We start from the raw sequence: 21,137 nt of genomic DNA, 5'->3' as shown, positions 1-21,137 counted from the left end.
CAAACTGATGCCGATTTTTTTAATATCATAGATCAAAAAAATTAATCCTCAGTCATCCAAAAGAAGACCGTGGTTAAGCGTTTGTCGCGCAATTCTTTTCCAAAATAACCAGTCGCGCAATGCACTAAATTGGCCTTGTAAAGAATCATACGATTGAAGACATTTTGCACTCGTAAGTCTTCATACCAGGCTTGAATTGGCAAGGCTTTGACGCGCAAGGCATCGACTAAATTCTTATGCGGCGCTAAGACGATGTTGCCACCAATTGCTCCATTGGGATAACGCAGACGACAAAAGCTAGTGCCTGTGTCTGGTGGAGGATTGGGGCTTAAATAAATTACGCAAGCATAACGGCATAGATGACGGCTATCGGTATGCGGATGTGGCGTACTCTCAGTTGCACCAACCAATTGCGCAACATTGCAATCAAGGCGCAATCCGCCTGCAGGCTGCTCCATCCATAATTTGGATTTACCTATGAGTTGTTTGACTAGTGTTTCTATGTGCTCTAGTTCAGTGGGATTTAAGGCACCGTGAAAACGCATGCCGGGCCAGCTTTCTGGTTGATAAGGTGAGCCATATTCCCATTTGTCACGACTAAAACAGCGTTCGCTAATCTCCGCCGCATTGGGTAATACGTTGTCGACGATCCAGTAATTCTTGCCGTGTTCTAATGGCTCATACGGAAGCTTGGGGGCGATGGCGGGAACGGCAGGGAGTGGCGTGCTAGGTATGGGGAGCGGCAACATGGGGAAATCAATCCGGAGAGTGGTCAGCTAAAGTTAACAAAAGTCAGCAAAATAAGGCCTTAGAATTCACATAAAACAGACACAGGCGTTGTTGTGACATTTCTAGGGCGTTCTAAATAATGACTTAATATTATCAGAACGCCGCTTTATCTTTGCAAACCACTCAGCTTGGGGACGATTTATTTTTGTACAGGCGTCTTATAAACCACACCATCCTTCATTACAAACTCAACTTTTTCTAGTTGTGTAATGTCTTTTAACGGATCGCCTTTGACTGCGATGATGTCGGCAGCGAAATTGTTTTCGATTGAACCTAGGCGTTGACTCTGATTCAGCAAATCAGCTGCGCTTAGTGTGGCGCTGCGTATCGCGGCTAATTCGGGCATGCCAGCTTCTACCATGTAGCGAAATTCTTTCGCGTTGTCACCATTCGGAAAAACGCCTGCATCGGTGCCGAATGCGATTTTTACTCCAGCTTTATACGCACGTGCAAAAGTTGATTGTATTAAGGGGCCAATCGCTGCCGCTTTGGGCTGCACCAAAGGTGAGAAATAGTTAGGAATCGTCGCTTTTTCGGCGACAAATTTTCCAGCCGAAATAGTGGGAACATACCAGGCGCCATTCTTTTTAAAGAGTGCAATAGCTTCATCATCCATGTAAGTGCCGTGTTCAATGGAATCGATACCCGCCCGTAAAGCGCGTTTGATGCCCTCGTTGCCATGTGCATGTGCCGCTACGCGAAAGCCATAGTCCTTCGCGGTCTTGATAATGGCATTTAGTTCTTCATCGCTGAACTGGGTATTCTCGCCGCTACTAGCCTGACTCAATACACCAGCGGTCGCCGTGATTTTGATCAGATCCGCACCTTCCTGATAACGACTGCGAACGGCTTCGCGTGCACTTTCAACTCCATTGATGACACCTTGCTCTGGACCGGGTTTGCCAATCGCCATCCGCATCGCCATTGACAGGCCATTGCTGGGGTCGGCATGCCCGCCTGTGGTGGCGATGGATTTACCCGCGGTGAACATGCGAGGTCCGACGATACTACCAGCTTCGATGGCGCGTTTCATTGATACGTTTAATCCATCTGCAGCACCGAGGTCGCGCACGGTCGTAAAGCCTGACATTAGGGTGCGTTCTGCCAATTTAATTGACGCATACGCGTAGTCAATTGGATCGGCAGTCAGGCGCTCACGCAATTGTTCGACTTGTGGTTTGGGGTCGTGAGATAAATGCACATGCATGTCGATCAGACCCGGCAAACAAGAATATTGACTAAGGTCGATGGCTTTAACATCCGCTTTCCATGGTGCTACAGAGAGAATCTTTTTGTCTTCGATAGTGACGCTGACTTTGTCGCGCCATACCCCATTTTTGACGTCGAGTAATTTGCCGCAATTGACGACCGTCGTTGCCGCAAGAGCAGGCGTTGCTATGACACAGCCGGTGAGTAACACAAGAAAAGGATTTAGTTTGCGCATCTGATTGTCTCTCTATTTTTATCGGAAATATGGAAAAGCTTGGTATTTGATTATTGTTTGACTGTTGTGGTCTAAGCGCCTTATTGCTGACAGTTTGCTTATTTATTTTCTTACGTATTTTCTTAATGCTGGGAGAGTGTTTTACGATAGTTTGAGACAGTACTGACAGGCTAAAGTTGCATTGCCTAAAATATATATCAACAGGCCTTAGTTACGTATTTGATTCTTTGTATCAATTGGCAAGTCAAGATAGAAATGCGCGCCATGTCCTATCGTTGAGCTAAAACTGAGTTGGCCATGCATAGCCTCGACTAATTCTTTACTTATTGCCAGACCCAAACCAGTACCACCACGTTGACGCGTATCTGATGAGTCAGCTTGGGCAAATTTTTGAAATATGCGAGTTTGAAATTCAGCCGGAATACCAGGTCCCTGATCGCTAATCGTGATCCGAACATTGCCATCGTCCCGATTCACAGTCAGTTGTATGTGCCCATGGTTGGGGGAATACTTAATCGCATTCGATAGCAAATTCGTTAGCACTTGCATGAGTCTTTGTTGATCGACAAGGATGTGAATATCTCCGTGAGGATTGTCAATCGACATAGAAATCATGCGCTCTATGGTCGCGCCAGAGTTACTCTCTACCGCAGTTTGCAAGATGCCAGCCAGCGCCAGGCTTTCTATCTTAAAGTGCAATTGACCAGCGGATAGTTTCTCCATGTCGAGCAAGTCATTGATGAGCAGGCTGAGGCGTTGACCGTTCTTATTCGCCAGATGCAACATCGATTTTATTTTTTCTGGGATGTCACCCATCACACCATTCACCATCAAACTTAATGCACCTGAAATGGAGGTTAATGGCGTGCGCAATTCGTGGCTGACAGTGGAGATAAATTCATCCTTCATTTTTTCAATGCGCTTGCGCTCGCTGATATCCTGTAGCGTGCCATACACGCGCTCACAGATTTCCCCATTCAATTGGCTGATGCCAACAACGCGCACCCAGCGTTCTTTGTTGGTCTTGGTGACGATTTCTAATTCAGTGTCAAACGCTTGACCATCTTCAATTGCTTTTTGTAATAATTGAGAAATTAATTCACGGTCTTTTCCTACTTTATAGAATTGAATAGCCGCTGCCAGGTCACACACGAAGTCGGTTTCAACATCGAAAATTTGTTTGGTGATATTGCTCCACTCCATGCTCGATTTGCTGATGTCGATTTCCCAAGTGCCAATTCTTGCTACTGCATTTGATTGCTCTAGTAAATCGTAAGCATGAGCAAGCTGCTCTTCGGCTTCTTTTTGGCGCGAGATGTCAGCATGACTGCCGGACATCAGCAATGGCAGACCGTCGCTAGTGCGGCTAATCAAGCACCCGCGATCTAAGATCCATACCCAGTGGCCATCTTTATGGCGCATACGGCTTGTAATTTCATAATAATCAAGCGCACCACTAAAGTGTTCTTGCAGTAGTGCATGGGCTGCTTTTGTATCGTCGGGATGCGCAAAACGATGCCAGTTTTTCATATTGACGGGAATAATTTCTTCCAAGCTGTAACCGAGGATTTCAGCCCAGCGCTGATTGACGTTGATATCTCCCGACTGCACATTCCATTCCCAGGTGCCGATATTCGTGCCTTTGATGATGTCTGCTAAGCGACGTTCACTTTCAGCGTGTTGCACCTGGACTCTGGCAGCTTGCACCAATTGGCCTATCGTCAATAGGATGGGGTCTAGAAATTTAATGAAGTCGCTTTGAAAGCCAAATGGGCGATTTGCCAACCCTATTAGCGCTACCAATTTCTCGTTGTAATAAATTGGTATGCCTAAAAAATTTTGTATGGTGGAAGCGTGCGGCAGTGACAGATTGAGTTTCTGTAGATCTGAAACTGAGTTCGCAATTGTGATGACATTGTATGGAATCACTTTGGCAAAAATAGGATCTAAGTGGGCTTGTGTTTGCTCTGTTGCGAACGACGGTGAGGAACCAAGAGCAAAAGTTTTTACGTATTCTTGTCCGTCTTGGTCTTGGAGTATTTCGCCAATAAAACCAAATTCGCAGACGCTTAATTCAAGGATGTCGCGCAGCAAATCATTAAAACCCTTGTTTTGATCTTGACCATGGATAAATTTTTCTTGCGCATGCGAAATGGCTTTAGCCAATTGCTGCTGCGATTTTAAGGATTGGTCTAATTCCCATTCGTGTATTTTGCTATTCACCCAGTCAGAAAAAAGCTGAATAAATTCGATCTCTACCTTACTAAAGTAATTCGGTGATCGCGGCTCAGGCGAAGAAAATACCAGGCTTCCGAAGATGTTTTGATGCACTTCTATTGGCGCCCCAATATACGAGTTGACGACTATCTGGAAATCTTTTGACAGATTCGCATATGCGGTTTTCTGAACATTTGGCAACAGGATTAAAGTGTTTCTAGCCAAGGTAATTGAACATAGGGTTTGTTCGAGCTTTAGCAAATTTCCTTCCGCAGAATTTTCAGCGCTTGATTGAATCAATATCTCGCAGTCTTGGTCTCGAACGCGATTGATCATTGCATTTGGCATGTCGAGAAAATCTTGCGCAATCTTTAAAGCTTTGCGTAGCAAAATGTGATAGTTAGGATCGACCAAAGACGAGATTTTGGTCAGTGACAACAAGGCTTGATGCTGCTGACTCATTTGCGATTGCAAGATTTCTTGTTCTACGCAATCTGCCAAGTCGCGCAAGGTGCGCCTTTCTTTAATGCTCAGCGTTCGTGGCTGACTATCAATAATACATAAAGTGCCAACGCTATTTTTTCCATCTGGGCGCAAGGGTGCGCCAGCATAAAAGCGAATGTTCGGTGGGCCTGTCACCAAGGGATTATCGGCAAATCGCAAGTCGAGTGAAGCGTTCGGAATATGGAAAATATCTTGCTCTAAAATCGCATGGCCACAAAATGAAATGTCGCGATCAGTTTCACAAGCGTCTAATCCTTGTTTGGACTTAAACCATTGGCGATCAGCGTCGATCAAGGACACCAGTGCTATCTCTGTATTGAAAATGCTTTGCGCGAGTCTGGTCAAGCGGTCGAATCGTTCCTCTGGGAGCGTGTCGAGAATATCGAATTCACGGAGTGCCTGTAGCCGAATTGTTTCGTTCTGAGGAATTTGGGGGGATTCCATTCAGAGCTCTCCTTTGGTGGATTAAACAACTGAGTTCAGCAAGTTTGTCATTGCATAAACTTCATAGACAGTATCTACGAAGACATCTTGGTCAACAAGCTAAGTGTTGTCTGAAAAAAACCATTCGGCGCTAATTTGTCGAAGTTTAATTTCTTTATTGGCATTGAAACTTTCTTGGGTGTAAATCTTGGTGTCAAATATGCGTCCTTGAAGACGGTGTTTCTTGCTCAAAATGTGTTCCACTGCGATACTGACGCCCAAAGTCACTTATCAGGTTTTTTATGCGTATAGTTCGCTTCACATTGTTTTTGTTTACATGTTTTTGTTTGTTTTTGAGTTCAGCACAGGCAGGGGAAAAACAAACCGTGCGTTTGTTTTTGCAAGAAAACTTAGACCAGCAAGGCAAGCAACAAGCTCTAGACCCCAAACTAACGGAAATACTGGCTTATTTTGAACGCGAGACTGGCCTCAAATTTGAGCCTGTCATCTTGCCATGGAAGCGCGCTCAGTTAGAGACTTTGCATGGGGACGGCATCATTTATGGTTTCTCACGATCGGCCGAACGCTTGCGCCTTTATCATTTTTCTCAACCGGTGGTGGTGGAGCGAATTTGGGGCGTGACATATGGCTCACCTAAACCAGTCTATAAATCGGTAGAAGATTTGCGCGGAAAAGTTGTCAGCACCGGTCGCGGATTTAGTCACGGTATGGAATTTGATCGTGCCAGTAATGTGATATTTACGGTGCAAGAAGACTCATCATCGACAGTCGCACGTTTTAAGAAATTGATGGCGAAACGTAGCGATCTGATGGTGTGGCCAGTGCGCGGTTTTGAGCATGCCAAGGATGTTGAAGCGTATGTCAATCGAACTGTGGTGCAAGATTCGAACGATCCTGAATTGGCCGGACGTCATTTTGATGTCACTGATCGTCCCTTGTTTTACGATACGACGCATTTCGCTAGTACAAAAGGGCGTTACGAAGATGTGATTGCTAAGATCGACAAAGCAATTGCGCGTGGCAATAAGAATGGTAGCCTAGCCGTCGTGTTGCGCGGCTACCATTAAATTATTGCGTGATGCTAATTACCATTGGCGACTTAAAGTTCACAAATCAGGATTCGCAAATCAAGATTCTCAAGTTAAGATCTGGCGTCATGAAAACTACCAATGGCGCCAGTCAACTTATTCTGCATGAATCTGCAGCCTATGCGTGAGTAGGGTGTCTAAAGGAAGTAAGCAAGCTTGATTGCGCCCTTGTTGCTTCGCTTTGTATAAGGCGGTATCTGCCGCATCAATCAAGGCCGACACTTCGCGGTGCTGGTTGGGATCGTATGTGCTAGCTCCAATACTGATCGTGATGATTTTTTCCGATTTTGACTTGAGATGAGGCAGTGCTAATTGGCTGACCGCGTCTATCAATTTCTCCGCAAACGCCATCGCATTTTGCTCGGTCATGTTCGGCAAAATCATGACGAATTCTTCTCCACCATAACGTGCTAACATATCGGAAGAACGTGAAATTTGAGACTTCAGGGTCGATGCGACCTGAATCAAAATTTTGTCGCCGGCCGGATGCCCATAATAATCGTTGTATTGTTTGAAGTAGTCGATGTCAACCATAAAAATCGACAAAGGATGTTTCTGGCGAATCGCCTGTCCCAAAGAAATTTTGTAATGCTCATCAAAGAAGCGTCGGTTGTATAGACCCGTCAAGCTATCGGTGGTCGCATCTTTTTTCAAGACTTCTGAATGTGAGCGCAACATTTTTTCACGGCGAATCGATGTGCTGGAATCAGATATCTGAATTAGGCTGCAACGCTGATTGTCGTCGCGAGCGAGTGAAGTGATCGCAATCGACTGATGAATCGCTAATTGATTTTCAAAATATTCATCCACGCTAAACAGCGCCAATGGCGAACGATGCAATGCATTTGATAATACCGATGGCAGGCCATAGGTAATGTTATTGCGCAGTGCGGTCATAAAAGCAGCGCTTGGAACTGACACAAACGCCTCTTCTATTTTTTGATTCATTGCTTTCTCAGCGCTGATGCCAGAATGTTTTTCCATCCAGGCGTTCCACAACAAAATCTTTTCGTCAGCATCGACGATCACCAGACCCATGTTGATGCTGTCCAAAATTTGATTTTGATAAATCTCTAACGAACTCATTCTATTTTTCCTAAAAACTGCTCTAACTGCTGCACCAAACTTCTAAGTGACATTGAGCTCAATAAAAAAATCAAATGTCCTTCCGAGTGCCGCTTTTCTATCGATAGGTCGATGTGCAATACCAGTATATACGGTTGATCTTGCGAACTTTTTAAACTTTTGAAAATATCGTCAGTGGACGCAATTCTATATTCAGGCAAAGAGCTGTCTAATACGATATGTAACATATCTGCCATCGCCGATAAACAGGCATTCAAGATGATATTACCCAGTTCGCACATGGCTTCTTGTTCAAACTCAGCCAACTCTTCGATGCTCATTTGTGAGCCCATCATATCGCGCACAATCTCTAAGGCGTGACTCTCGGTAAAGAGTAACAAAGCCTGCGCGTCAAAGGGACCCGAGAAGTGTTGACTGACGACCCCAAATTTCATACTGCTGAGGGACATGAGGCTGGCATCGATTTCGTCCGTTCTTTTGATTTCTATCGAAGGCACCGATAGCTTCACTTCATCGCCCACGATCTCGCTCAAGCTAGCGGCAGCACGACCTGCGCCAACATTAAAGACTTCTGCCAATGCATCCAGATGGAGTTCGCTCAAACTTTCCACAGTTACCCCATAAAGTAATTTAGTGCTTCTGCGATAGATTTCTCAGTAATGGGTTTAGCGACAAAAATTGCGCCCATGGCCGAGGCTCGGTCTTGAAAACTTTCTTGGATATTGGCAGAAAAAATGACCACACGAACTTGAGGTATCTCTTGCAATATGATCTCTGCAGCTTCTGTACCCAGCATGCCGGGCATATTAATATCCATCGTACAAAAATTCGGTAAGTGTTCTTTCGCACTAGCTATGCCTTCGGGTCCATTACTGGCTTCCAGAATTTCCCAGTGAGGATAGATCGCTAGCACTCTGGCGCGAATAATCATGCGTGACACTTTGCTGTCGTCAACAATTAATAATTTTTTTGGTGGTAGTTCGCTGGTCATGAAAATATCCTGATCGTAATTCGTTGTCGCTGCTGTCGGTGTTATCTCTGTTATCAGTGCCATTGCTGCTAGCTAAGCAGAACCCTGATTACTTGAAGCTAACTATGATTGATGATGTTGGGCTTATTTGGGCTTATTGGGAAGAACTTGGGCTTAATTGAGATTAATTCAGTTTGATCGCTAAGAACTTCGACATTCTATCTTACGTCTCTTTTCTCTAAAAAAATAGATTTTGTTATACCGCAAATGGTCGCTAATATCTGTTACTTATTGTGTCTTTTCTGACAGCTTTTCACCAGATCGTAAGCGACGCCATAAGGTCGTGCGACTAATGCCCAAGTGCTTGGCAACCGCGTCTCGGTTATTGTTGAATTTTCTCATCAATTTGTCGATAGAATTTTCATCTTCTGAAGCGATAGACGTGATTGAGCTTGCTAAGTGTGGTGTATCAGATAAGTTTGCGTTAGTTATTTCTGGTAATAATTTCATCAGAAAATTGGGGGTGATCGCTTGCAATGGCGTTGCTGATAGATGCAATGCAACTCTCTCCATCAAATTGCGTAATTCGCGTACGTTGCCAGGCCAATGATAAGTCTGTAGCAGACTCTCACAGCGCGCAACTTCCGCATGTAAATTCGGATGTGGTCGATTGCCAATTGATGCGCAGGCTTGCTTTAAGCACCATTGTGCAAGCGCTACCAAGTCTGTGGGGTGTTCTCGTAGAGAGGGTAAATGCAAACGTAGTACCGCCAGTCGATAAAACAAATCGGCGCGAAAACGACCCTCGTGAACTCGTTGCTCGAGATCGCAGTGTGTCGCGCTGATAATGCGTACATCAACTGGAATTGGCCGTACGCCACCCACGCGCACGATTTCGCGCTCTTCTAACACTCTCAATAGACGTGTCTGCAAATTCAGGGGCATTTCGCCAATTTCATCCAAAAACAAAGTGCCCCGATGCGCAGCTTCAAACAAGCCTGCATGGCCGCCACGACGCGATCCGGTAAATGCACCTTCCTCATAGCCAAATAATTCTGACTCCAATAATGATTCAGCAATCGCACCACAATTGACGGCGACAAAAGCTTGTCTTGCCCGTGCACTTTCCTTGTGTATTGCTTGTGCTGCAAGCTCTTTGCCGGTGCCCGTTTCGCCTTGCAATAATACCGTCGCTGGCGAGCGTGCATACAGCATGATGGATCGTCTTACCTCCTGCATTATGTTGGAATCTCCACGGAGATCATTAATGCTATGCCGTGCCCGCAACTCTCCTATCGGTTGTTGACGTCCTTTTGACGCCTCTAGTCGCGTGAGTCGGGAGATTTCGATAGCATCATCGAAAGCCTGACGGATAGACCCCGCCGAATACATGAAAATACCCGTTAAGCCAGCTTCTTCAGCCAGATCTGTAATCAAGCCCGCACCAACAATCGCTTGCACACCCATGGCTTTAAGTTCGCCTATCTGGCTCTTGGCATCTTCTTCCGTGACGTAAGTTCTTTGTTCTACTTGAAAACCGAAAGTTGCCTTGAAATCCGCCAATTCTGGCATGGTTTCCTGGTAGGTAACGATGGCGATCTGACGCGAAACCTTGCGCGCTCTTGCTAAAGCTTGCATGACATCGAAGCCACTCGCTTTTGCGATGACCACGGGGATAGGTAGTCGATTCTTGAGATATGCACCATTCGATCCCGCCGCAATCACCGCGTCGCAGCGTTCGGTTTGGAGGCGTTCGCGCAAGGTTTGCGCCGCCTCTTCAAATCCTAGGTGAATCGGCTCAATGTCTGCACTGGCGTCATATTCCACCATGATGTCGCGGAATAAATCGAACAAGCGTGAAATGGAGACAGTCCAAATGACAGGCTTGTCTTGCGGATCGCGAGGGATAGGCGGGCGTCGGCTCATGTTGTCTTCTTTAATATTGTCGAATACTACTGGTGCACCTAATTTGTTTTGGTGAGAGTGTTTGTCTACGACTACTTTTCAAGGCGTGTTTCAACATGGGTTTTAAGGTGTGTTTCATATGTTGTTTCAATTATGTTTCAAATTTGTTTCATGTGCAACGCGTTTCTGCAACATAGCCGACTTTTTCAGTCGGGCTTATTCGCAAGAATTTGAATTTAAGTATTTGATTTTTAATGCTTAAGCGATTCCTGAATTTTGGCTAGTGCAGACTGGCACGCGCTTTGCAATAAGGACTGCATCCCAATAAAAGGAAAAAACTATGTCCCAATATTCCGCAGGTGCAGCCTTCCGCAAGGCGATGCAAGAAGAATCTCCGCTACAAGTGGTTGGTGCGATTAATGCAAATCACGCTTTGTTAGCGAAACGTGCCGGTTTCAAAGCGATTTATTTGTCGGGTGGCGGTGTTGCCGCTGGCTCTTTGGGTTTACCTGATCTAGGTATCTCTAACCTCGATGACGTGTTGACCGATGTACGTCGTATTACCGATGTCTGCGATTTGCCTTTGCTGGTCGATGTGGATACCGGTTTTGGTTCATCTGCTTTTAATGTGGCACGTACGGTGAAATCCATGATCAAGTTTGGCGCGGCAGCGATGCATATTGAAGATCAGGTTGGCGCGAAACGTTGTGGTCATCGTCCGGGTAAAGAAATCGTCAGCAAGCAAGAAATGGTCGATCGCGTGAAAGCCGCCGTCGATGCGCGTACCGATGAGAATTTCGTCATCATGGCGCGTACTGATGCTTTAGCTGTTGAAGGTTTAGAAGCAGCGATTGATCGCGCATTAGCTTGTGTAGAAGCAGGCGCCGATATGATTTTCCCAGAAGCGATCACTGAGCTGGCAATGTACAAACAATTCGCCAATGCAGTCAAAGTACCTATCCTCGCGAATATCACCGAATTCGGTTCTACACCTTTGTACACGGTAGAAGAATTAGCTTCCGCTGACGTAGGTTTGGTACTGTATCCATTGAGCGCTTTCCGTGCGATGAATAAGGCTGCGGAAAACGTCTACAGCGCGATTCGTCGTGATGGTACGCAAAAGAATGTGGTTGATACGATGCAGACGCGCATGGAACTCTACGAGCGCATTAACTATCACGATTTCGAACAGAAATTGGATGCTTTGTTTGCGCAGCAAAAGGCGAAGTAACTGGTTTGAATTAATTTAAAAAGTACATTTCTATCGTCTGACGTGTAGTGATGCGTTAACTCCCTCCTCTTCAAGGGGAGGGTTGGGGTGGGGATGGGTTTCAATGTCAGGATCAACTAAAACCCATCCCCCTCCCGACCTCCCCCTTGAAGGGGGAGGAGCGACAGACTAGAAAACGATAGCGAAATAAAGACATACATACTTTCGGAGAAATAAAATGACCACACAAGAAACCCCAACATTTAAACCAAAAAAATCCGTAGCCTTATCCGGCGTCGCTGCTGGTAACACCGCATTGTGCAGCGTAGGCAAAACCGGTAACGATTTGCACTATCGTGGCTACGATATTCTAGACGTGGCAGACAATTGCGAATTCGAAGAAATCGCCCATTTGCTGGTGCACGGTAAATTGCCAACGGCAGCTGAATTATCCGCTTACAAAGCAAAATTAAAATCCTTACGCGGCTTACCAGCGAATTTGAAATTAGCTTTGGAAGCCTTGCCAGCATCCTCACACCCTATGGATGTCATGCGTACAGGCTCATCGGTGTTAGGTTGCACGCTACCAGAAAAAGACGATCACAACACCCCAGGCGCACGCGATATCGCTGATCGTTTGATGGCATCGTTCGGTTCTATGCTTTTGTATTGGTACCACTTCAGCCACAACGGCAAACGCATCGATGTGGAAACTGATGATGATTCTATCGGCGGTCATTTCCTGCATCTTTTGCACGGCGAAAAACCAAAAGCTTCTTGGGTGCGCGCAATGCACACTTCTTTGATTCTGTACGCAGAACATGAGTTCAATGCATCAACTTTTACCAGCCGCGTGATCGCGGGTACCGGTTCCGATATTCATTCCGCCATCACTGGCGCGATTGGTGCCTTGCGCGGCCCTAAGCATGGTGGTGCAAACGAAGTCGCATTTGAAATTCAAAAGCGTTACGACAATCCTGACGAAGCAGAAGCCGATATCAAACGTCGTGTAGAAAACAAAGAAGTCGTGATTGGTTTCGGCCATCCTGTGTACACGGTGTCTGATCCACGCAATAAAGTCATCAAAGAAGTCGCCCGCACTTTGTCAGTCGAAGCTGGCTCCACCAAAATGTATGACATCGCTGAGCGCTTAGAAACTGTGATGTGGGACATCAAAAAAATGTTCCCAAATCTGGATTGGTTCTCTGCGGTTTCTTATCACGTGATGAGCGTACCAACCGCAATGTTCACACCTTTGTTCGTGATCGCTCGTACTTCAGGTTGGTCGGCGCATATCATCGAACAGCGTATTGATAACAAGATTATTCGTCCAAGTGCGAATTATGTGGGACCTGAGGATTTGGCATTCGTGCCGCTAAGAGATCGTAAGTAAATTTGGATGGCTTTAAAACCCCTCAACGCTGAGGCGCAGAGGAGCGCAGAGGTTAATGATGAGCGAGTCTTGATGAAGTCTCCCTCCCCTTCAAGGGGAGGGTTGGGGTGGGGATGGGTTTCTGTTGTGCGAGATGAAAACCCATCCCCCTCCCAACCTCCTCTTTGAAGGGGGAGGAGTGACAAAATAACTCCTACATTGCTCAGCGTTTCGGTGTTGAAGGGTTTAAAAAAATAATTGGAAAAACTATGAACACACAATTCCGCAAAAACCTACCCGGCACGCAGCTCGATTACTTCGATGCACGTGAAGCCGTAGACGCCATCGAAGCCGGTGCCTACGCCAAACTACCTTACACGTCACGCGTCCTCGCTGAAAATCTGGTACGTCGTTGCGACCCTGCGACTTTGACGGATTCCTTAAAGCAGTTCATAGAACGCAAGCGTGATTTGGATTTTCCGTGGTTCCCAGCACGCGTGGTGTGTCACGATATTCTCGGTCAAACCGCACTGGTCGATTTGGCAGGTTTGCGTGATGCGATTGCGGATCAGGGCGGTGATCCAGCGCAAGTGAATCCTGTGGTGCCAGTGCAATTAATCGTCGATCATTCTCTCTCGGTTGAATGCGGTGGTTTTGATCCGCAAGCCTTTGAAAAAAATCGTGCGATTGAAGATCGACGTAATGAAGATCGCTTCCACTTCATTAACTGGACCAAGCTCGCATTTAAGAATATGGAAGTGATCCCGCCGGGTAACGGCATCATGCATCAGATTAATCTGGAACGTATGTCGCCCGTAATTCAATCACAAAATGGCGTAGCTTTCCCTGATACTTTAGTCGGTACCGATAGTCATACGCCGCACGTTGATGCGCTTGGCGTGATCGCAATTGGTGTCGGTGGTCTGGAAGCAGAAAACGTCATGCTGGGTCGCGCATCGTGGATGCGTTTGCCCGACATTATCGGTGTCGAACTGAGCGGTAAACCACAACCTGGCATTACTGCAACTGACATCGTATTAGCACTCACAGAATTTTTGCGCAAATCAAAAGTGGTGGGTGCTTATCTTGAATTCTATGGCAGCGGCGCAGCAGCATTGACGCTCGGCGATCGTGCCACGATTTCAAATATGGCACCTGAGTATGGCGCGACAGCGGCGATGTTTAGTATCGATCAGCAAACGATCGACTACTTGAAATTAACTGGTCGTGAAGATGCACAAGTCGCTTTGGTAGAAAGCTACGCCAAAGTTGCTGGCCTGTGGTCCGACGCCTTAGTAACAGCCGAATATGAACGCTTACTGCAATTTGATTTGTCATCGGTAGTGCGCAATATGGCGGGTCCATCGAATCCACATGCACGTGTCGCAACAGCAGATTTGTCTGCAAAAGGCATCGCTGCTGCATGGGACGACGTGCCAGGCCAAATGCCAGATGGCGTGGTTATCATCGCTGCGATTACCAGCTGTACCAATACTTCAAACCCACGTAATGTGATTGCCGCTGGCCTGTTAGCACGCAACGCCAATCGTCTCGGTTTAACGCGTAAACCTTGGGTGAAATCCTCCTTAGCGCCTGGCTCTAAAGCAGTGACTTTGTATCTGGAAGAAGCAGGCTTGATGTCTGATCTCGAAGCCTTGGGTTTTGGCGTGGTGGCCTATGCCTGTACATCCTGTAACGGCATGTCCGGTGCGCTTGATCCAGTGATTCAACAAGAAATTATTGACCGCGATTTGTATGCGACTGCGGTTTTATCTGGCAATCGTAATTTTGATGGCCGTATTCATCCTTATGCAAAACAAGCCTTCCTCGCTTCGCCACCGTTGGTAGTGGCCTACGCGATTGCTGGCACGATACGTTTCGACATCGAGAAAGATGTGTTGACGGTAGTCGATGGCAAAGAAATCCGTTTGAAAGATATCTGGCCGACAGATGAAGAGATTGATGCGATTGTGAAGTCCAGCGTGAAGCCTGAGATGTTCCGCAATGTGTATGAGCCTATGTTCGCGATCTCGACTGAGCAAGCGGCCAGCGTGCCGCCATTGTATGACTGGCGTGCGCCATCCACTTACATCCGTCGCCCGCCGTATTGGGAAGGTGCTTTAGCCGGCGAGCGTACGATGAAAGGCATGCGCGCTTTGGCGGTCTTAGGCGATAACATCACGACCGATCACTTATCGCCATCCAACGCGATTATGCTAGACAGCGCGGCTGGTGCTTATTTGGCGAAGATGGGTTTGCCGGAAGAAGATTTCAATTCCTACGCAACACATCGCGGCGATCATTTAACTGCACAACGCGCCACCTTCGCGAATCCAACGCTGAAAAACGAAATGGTGCGCGATGCCGATGGCAAGATCAAAGCGGGTTCGCTGGCACGGATAGAACCCGAAGGCAAAGTGACACGCATGTGGGAAGCGATAGAAACCTACATGGAACGCAAGCAACCGCTGATCATTATTGCGGGTGCAGATTATGGTCAAGGTTCTTCACGTGATTGGGCAGCGAAGGGCGTGCGCTTGGCGGGTGTGGAAGTGATTGTGGCAGAAGGTTTTGAACGCATCCACCGCACGAATCTGATCGGTATGGGCGTGTTGCCATTGGAATTTAAAGCAGGTGTGAATCGCCTGACTTTGGGCTTAGATGGCACAGAAACTTATGACGTAATTGGTGACCGTACGCCGCGCACGACTTTGACTTTGGTTGTTCATCGTAAGAATGGTGAGCGCGTAGAAGTGCCTGTGACTTGTCGTTTGGATACGGCGGAAGAAGTGTCGATTTATGAAGCTGGTGGGGTGTTGCAACGTTTTGCGCAGGATTTTTTGGAGTCGACGAAGTCAGCATGAGCATTTGGTAATCCGAGCAGCCTCAGATTAGATAGGTAATTCCCTCCCCTTCAAGGGGAGGGCTAGGGTGGGGATGGGTTTTGCAGGTGGACGTGTATCGAATTTCGTCACGCGAAACCCATCCCCATCCCAACCTTCCCCATACAATTGATAGGGGGAAGGAGTGAAAAGCCAGTAACGTAGAACCGTTGTACGTGGTTTATACAGATTTAGATAAGAAAGAAAACTAATGTCCCATCAACCCCAAATAAAAATCCCCGCAGTCTACATGCGTGGCGGCACCAGCAAAGGCGTGTTCTTCCGCGTGCAGGATTTGCCTGAAGCAGCGCAGCAAGCGGGCGTAGCACGCGATGCATTGTTATTGCGCGTGATCGGCAGCCCCGATCCATATGGCAAACAAATTGACGGTATGGGCGGCGCAACCTCGAGTACATCGAAAACGGTATTACTCGCCAAAAGCAGCAAGCCTGATCACGACGTTGATTATCTATTTGGCCAAGTCGCCATCGATAAAGCCTTCGTTGACTGGAGCGGTAACTGCGGTAATTTATCCGCAGCGGTCGGTTCTTGCGCAATCAGCATGGGCTTGGTTGAAAATGTGCCGCAAAACGGCATTGCTGTTGTACGTATCTGGCAAGCGAATATCGCTAAAACCATTATCGCTCACGTGCCGATGACCAATGGCGAGGTACAAGAGACCGGTGATTTTGAACTCGATGGAGTGACCTTTCCTGCCGCTGAAGTGCAACTCGAATTCATGGATCCGGCGGCGGAAGAAGATGGCGCAGGTGGCTCTATGTTCCCGACCGGGAATCTTGTGGATGATTTAGAAGTGCCAGGCATAGGTACTTTAAAAGCGACCATGATCAATGCCGGCATTCCGACTATTTTCGTCAATGCCGAAGAGATAGGTTACACCGGTAAAGAATTACAAGACGCAATTAATAGCGATGCCACAGCCTTAGCGAAGTTCGAAGCTATTCGTGCTTATGGTGCTGTGCGTATGGGGTTGATCAAACATATCGATGAGGCTGCAAAGCGTCAACATACGCCGAAAGTCGCCTTTGTCGCCAAACCTTTGGATTATGTTTCCTCAAGCGGAAAACAGGTTCATGCGAATGAAATTGATTTGTGTGTACGTGCTATGTCTATGGGCAAACTTCATCACGCGATGATGGGAACTGCTGCTGTTGCGATTGGTACCGCGGCGGCGATTCCAGGTACTTTAGTGAATGTTGCTGCCGGCGGTGGCGCACGCTCTGCGGTGCGATTTGGGCATCCTTCTGGGACGTTACGGGTTGGGGCTGAGGCTCAGTTGGTGGATGGTGAGTGGAATGTTACTAAGGCTAGTATGAGTCGTAGTGCTAGGGTTTTGATGGAGGGGTTTGTGAGAGTGCCTGGAGATTGTTTTTGAGGTTTTTATTCACCTTTGTTGATTATCAACGGTTTGTAGGTCGGGAGTGGCCCGATAGGTTGGACTATAGTCCAACGAATCACTTTTCTTGCTTCGCCAAGAAAAGTAAGCAAAAGAAGGCGACCACGCTGCCACTGCCCTTCGGGTTCCCAATTGTGCAGGACAAAAAATGGGAAAGTGTCGAAACTCGCTTCGCTCAAACAACGCCACTTTCTTTATCCATTTTCTGTCCTGCACAATTGGCAGTGTCAGAAGTGGATGAAAGTCAAAAGCAAATTCAAAAGCAACATCAAAACAATCAGTGCCGACAGATACTCATTTTCCCAATAGCCGTGGTAGGTAGTTGTTTTTGATTTTGTTGTTGATTTTGATTTTGACCTACCCCCGTTTGAGACGATGTAATTTGTGTTTCACAGAAAATGGACAAAGAAAGTGGCGTTGTTTGAGCCGCAGGCGAGTTTCGACACTTTCCCATTTTTTGTGATCCACAAATTATGCTGGAGCGAAGCGTAAGCACCCCGTAGGGGCGAGTCTACGGTCGCCTTTTTTGGAGGACCTTTTTTGGCGAAGCAAAAAAGGTGCTTGGCCGCCGGGCCACACCCGGCCAGAGGAAGTAAATTAAGCGAGAAAAGTTATAGAACGTAAGCAGGACAGAGACAAGCTTTGATGTAGTACAAATGGCGATTACGTAAAAAGAACAACAATCAATAAAACGCCACACAGAATTCAACGTAAAAACGCTATAAAAACTGGAGATAAAATGAACTACCAAGATTTTTATCAAGCCTCAATTCAAGATCCCGCCAGCTTCTGGGACAAACAAGCTCAACTCATCAGCTGGCACAAACCCTACACCCAAGTACTCGATCACAGCAAACTACCATTCGTCAAATGGTTCGTCGGTGGCGAGACCAATCTTTGTTATAACGCGATTGATCGTTGGTTGGAAACACAGTCGGATAAGGCGGCATTGATCGCCATTTCGACTGAAACCAATTCCGAGAAAACTTACAGCTTTGCTGAACTGCATGTCGAAGTACAACGCATGGCAGCAATGATGTTAGATCTCGGAGTCAAGAAGGGCGATAGAGTTCTCATCTATATGCCCATGATTGCCGAAGCCGCATTTGCCATGTTGGCTTGTGCGCGCATCGGTGCTGTGCATTCCGTGGTGTTCGGTGGCTTCGCCTCTAAGAGTTTAGCAACGCGTATTGACGATGCTAAACCCGTATTGGTGGTGTCTGCCGACGCCGGGATGCGTGGCGGTAAGGCAGTGCCTTATAAACCTTTGCTGGATGAAGCAATTCAGTTAGCCGAGCATAGACCTGCAAAAGTCTTGTTAGTGAATCGTGGTCTCGATGCGATGAATATTGTTGCTGGTCGCGATGAAGATTACGCAGCATTGCGTGAGCAACACATGGACGCGCAAGTGCCCGTGACTTGGCTGGAATCGAATGAGATGTCGTACGTGCTCTACACTTCGGGTACCACAGGCAAACCAAAGGGCGTGCAGCGTGACGTAGGTGGTTATGCGGTGGCGCTGGCTTCATCGATGAAAAATATTTTTTGCGGTAACGCCGGTGAAACCTATTTCGCGACTTCGGATATTGGTTGGGTGGTTGGTCATTCTTACATCGTATACGGTCCATTGATTGTCGGTATGGCGACAATTATGTATGAAGGCACACCAATACGCCCTGATGCTGGCGTGTGGTGGAGCATCGTTGAAAAATACAAAGTGTCGCGCATGTTTTCTGCACCAACTGCTGTACGTGTCCTCAAAAAACACCCGGTCGAGTTAATGAAGAAATATGATTTGTCTTCACTCAAAGCTTTGTACTTGGCTGGTGAACCGCTCGATGAAACGACTTCAAATTGGATCGCGACCGAGCTTGGTGTGTCGATTATTGATAACTACTGGCAGACTGAAACAGGTTGGCCTGTCTTGTCGGTCGCACGTGGGGTTGAAAACAAAGACACGCGTCTCGGTAGCCCAGGCATCGCGATGTACGGCTACAACGTGACCATTATTAACGAAGCCACAGGAGCGGTTTGCGGAGCAAATGAAAAAGGCGTGGTGGCGATTAAAGGACCATTGCCACCAGGTTGCATGCAAACCATTTACGGTGACGATGCGCGTTTTGTACAAACTTATTGGTCTAACTTCGCGCAAGAACAATTGTATTCAACTTTTGATTGGGGCATCCGTGATGCGGATGGCTATTACTTCATCCTTGGTCGTACCGATGATGTCATTAATGTGGCAGGACACCGCCTCGGCACACGTGAAATTGAAGAAAGTATTTCCAGTCACCCGCAGATTTCTGAAGTCGCTGTAGTCGGGATTGAGGATAAATTGAAAGGGCAAGTTGCAGTTGCTTTTGCGATTATCAAAAATCCCGAGCGCGCGGCAACTGCAGAATTAGCGAAGACTTTAGAAGCAGAAGTGATGGCTGTCGTTGATCAGCAATTAGGTGCCGTGGCGCGACCATCGCGTGTGTATTTTGTGGCGATGTTACCGAAGACGCGTTCCGGTAAACTCTTGCGTCGTTCGATACAAGCGGTTTGTGAAGGTCGTGATGCGGGTGATCTGACGACGATAGAAGATCCTATGTCATTGCAGCAAATCAAGAATGCATTGCTGCCTTAATTTTTGAGAGCGCAAAAAAGCTGAGGGCGTCGGAATAACTCTGATGCCCTTTTTTGATATTTGAAAAAATGTTTGAGAGTTACTAGTTTAGATAATTAGAGCAGCAGATAACGTAATCACTTCATCTTCAGACTCTTCTAAGATGCTCAGCAAAGTTCCTTCGCCCACCACAAAATCGATTTCTGATTCGCAGCGATTTGTTTCAGAGTCTGTGCGCGTATCGAGTGGTGACAAGGTGCGAGCTAATTCATTCGACAAGAGTAGCGTGTCGCCCAAAGTTTCTGGCGGCATCGCACGTAGTCCATACCAGAGCGCTTCTAAAGCGTCGTTCACTTCGCTAGGCAGATGCAGATTTTTAAGTACCGCCCGACCTATAATCGCCTCTTGTGAATCAGTAGAGACTGTCTCGAGTTCATCAAAATTCTGGTCATCACTAGCACCAGAAAGATCGTCCGGCTCTAGTAAGCAAGGAAATTCTTCTGCGCGTGAAAGTAAGTAAAATCCGCCGACTTCATGCACGATACCCGCAAACATAGCGGTGTCAGGATTTAACTTAGTAACGCGTCTTGCCAATACTTGTGCGATTGCCGCAACTTGCGCGGAATGCTCCCACAATTGATTGATTTTGGCGCGTATCACCGGATGCTTGCTGGCACCCGCTATTTGACGCATGACGAGGGATGCCACGAGCGCGCGCAAAGTGTTGAATCCTAAGCGGGCGATGGCAGATCTGACATTCGTTACGCTATTTGATCCGCGATTGTAGGCAGCGCTATTCGCGACTGCTACAACTTTTGCGGCCAACAGCGGCTCATTCATAATGATTTTTGCGGCGGTGTCCAAGCTGCAGTCAGCGACATCAATCGCTTCTTGTACGCGCAAGGAGGTGGCAACGCTGGCGGAAAATATCAGATCATCGCGTAAGGCTTGCTCTACCAGCAGATCTAGGGCTTCAGTTTTATTCATGACACAAAGTCACTCCGTTTTTGAGAAAACGTATTTCACCGCATATAAGCCGGCTGAGGATTTCCAGCCAAGCTGGCTAAAATTCATTTAACTATAAATGAGTCTGCCAAATTTTGTGCTTGATTCCCACTTTCGTCAAATATCAATGTAGCAGATAAACTTGCCTTGCGGAAATTTATTTGGGTTTCCGCATCTAAATATAATGCAAATGAAT

The 21,137-nt window shown here is 47.0% G+C and carries 15 protein-coding genes; 7 read left to right on the top strand and 8 right to left on the bottom strand.

What is annotated here, in order from left to right; translation table 11 throughout:
• Nucleotides 1-41 precede the first annotated feature (41 nt).
• From H8K55_RS04490 to H8K55_RS04480, 3 genes are all read right to left on the bottom strand, one after another.
• Nucleotides 42-749, bottom strand: a complete 708-nt coding sequence (locus H8K55_RS04490) for a DUF6445 family protein (protein ID WP_222612359.1) — start codon at nucleotides 747-749, stop codon at nucleotides 42-44.
• A 179-nt stretch (nucleotides 750-928) separates the two neighbouring features.
• Entirely contained in the window at nucleotides 929-2,233 is a 1,305-nt protein-coding gene (locus H8K55_RS04485) for a metal-dependent hydrolase family protein (protein ID WP_186940872.1), read from the bottom strand.
• Between the two features lie 207 nt (nucleotides 2,234-2,440).
• Nucleotides 2,441-5,398 carry an ATP-binding protein gene (locus H8K55_RS04480; RefSeq protein ID WP_186940871.1) on the bottom strand — a complete coding sequence of 986 codons (2,958 nt, stop codon included), beginning with the start codon at nucleotides 5,396-5,398 and terminating at the stop codon, nucleotides 2,441-2,443.
• A gap of 326 nt (nucleotides 5,399-5,724) precedes the next feature.
• On the opposite strand from H8K55_RS04480, the gene H8K55_RS04475 reads away from it, so the two are divergent.
• Complete coding sequence (locus tag H8K55_RS04475) at nucleotides 5,725-6,465, top strand: substrate-binding periplasmic protein (protein ID WP_222612358.1); 741 nt, start codon at nucleotides 5,725-5,727, stop codon at nucleotides 6,463-6,465.
• Nucleotides 6,466-6,582: 117 nt separating this feature from the next.
• Here the strand turns inward: H8K55_RS04475 and H8K55_RS04470 are convergent, their stop codons facing one another.
• From H8K55_RS04470 to prpR, 4 genes are all read right to left on the bottom strand, one after another.
• Entirely contained in the window at nucleotides 6,583-7,572 is a 990-nt protein-coding gene (locus H8K55_RS04470; protein ID WP_186940869.1) for a sensor domain-containing diguanylate cyclase, read from the bottom strand.
• Nucleotides 7,569-8,183 carry a chemotaxis protein CheC gene (locus tag H8K55_RS04465; RefSeq protein ID WP_186940868.1) on the bottom strand — a complete coding sequence of 205 codons (615 nt, stop codon included), beginning with the start codon at nucleotides 8,181-8,183 and terminating at the stop codon, nucleotides 7,569-7,571. Before H8K55_RS04465 ends, H8K55_RS04470 begins: the two co-directional genes overlap by 4 nt.
• A gap of 2 nt (nucleotides 8,184-8,185) precedes the next feature.
• A complete protein-coding gene (locus H8K55_RS04460; RefSeq protein ID WP_230408483.1) occupies nucleotides 8,186-8,626 on the bottom strand; it encodes a response regulator transcription factor in 441 nt (146 codons plus the stop codon).
• Nucleotides 8,627-8,830: 204 nt separating this feature from the next.
• A complete protein-coding gene (gene prpR, locus H8K55_RS04455) occupies nucleotides 8,831-10,468 on the bottom strand; it encodes a propionate catabolism operon regulatory protein PrpR (protein WP_186940867.1) in 1,638 nt (545 codons plus the stop codon).
• A 319-nt stretch (nucleotides 10,469-10,787) separates the two neighbouring features.
• Between prpR and prpB the strand changes: the two genes are divergently transcribed.
• From prpB to H8K55_RS04425, 6 genes are all read left to right on the top strand, one after another.
• A complete protein-coding gene (gene prpB, locus H8K55_RS04450; protein WP_186940866.1) occupies nucleotides 10,788-11,678 on the top strand; it encodes a methylisocitrate lyase in 891 nt (296 codons plus the stop codon).
• 217 nt (nucleotides 11,679-11,895) lie between these two features.
• Nucleotides 11,896-13,050 (top strand): bifunctional 2-methylcitrate synthase/citrate synthase, encoded by a 1,155-nt coding sequence (prpC, locus tag H8K55_RS04445; protein WP_186940865.1) that lies wholly within the window; start codon nucleotides 11,896-11,898, stop codon nucleotides 13,048-13,050.
• A gap of 248 nt (nucleotides 13,051-13,298) precedes the next feature.
• Nucleotides 13,299-15,893: a Fe/S-dependent 2-methylisocitrate dehydratase AcnD gene (gene acnD, locus H8K55_RS04440; RefSeq protein ID WP_186940864.1), complete on the top strand. Its 2,595-nt coding sequence runs from the start codon at nucleotides 13,299-13,301 to the stop codon at nucleotides 15,891-15,893.
• A gap of 229 nt (nucleotides 15,894-16,122) precedes the next feature.
• Nucleotides 16,123-17,307, top strand: a complete 1,185-nt coding sequence (prpF, locus tag H8K55_RS04435; RefSeq protein WP_186940863.1) for a 2-methylaconitate cis-trans isomerase PrpF — start codon at nucleotides 16,123-16,125, stop codon at nucleotides 17,305-17,307.
• Nucleotides 17,304-17,660, top strand: a complete 357-nt coding sequence (locus H8K55_RS04430; RefSeq protein ID WP_186940862.1) for a hypothetical protein — start codon at nucleotides 17,304-17,306, stop codon at nucleotides 17,658-17,660. The genes prpF and H8K55_RS04430 overlap by 4 nt, the downstream gene beginning before the upstream one ends.
• Before the next feature lie 350 nt (nucleotides 17,661-18,010).
• Complete coding sequence (locus H8K55_RS04425; RefSeq protein ID WP_186940985.1) at nucleotides 18,011-19,957, top strand: propionate--CoA ligase; 1,947 nt, start codon at nucleotides 18,011-18,013, stop codon at nucleotides 19,955-19,957.
• An 87-nt stretch (nucleotides 19,958-20,044) separates the two neighbouring features.
• Here H8K55_RS04425 and H8K55_RS04420 read toward each other — a convergent pair whose 3' ends face one another.
• A complete protein-coding gene (locus H8K55_RS04420; protein WP_186940861.1) occupies nucleotides 20,045-20,923 on the bottom strand; it encodes an HDOD domain-containing protein in 879 nt (292 codons plus the stop codon).
• Nucleotides 20,924-21,137: the final 214 nt, after the last annotated feature.

Origin of the sequence: Affinundibacterium flavidum (genome assembly GCF_014284175.1) — a bacterium.
GTDB classification, from domain to species: Bacteria; Pseudomonadota; Gammaproteobacteria; order Burkholderiales; family Burkholderiaceae_D; genus Undibacterium; species Undibacterium flavidum.
Note: the sequence above shows the minus strand (reverse complement) of the source record. Positions and strands in the feature narration are given on the sequence as shown.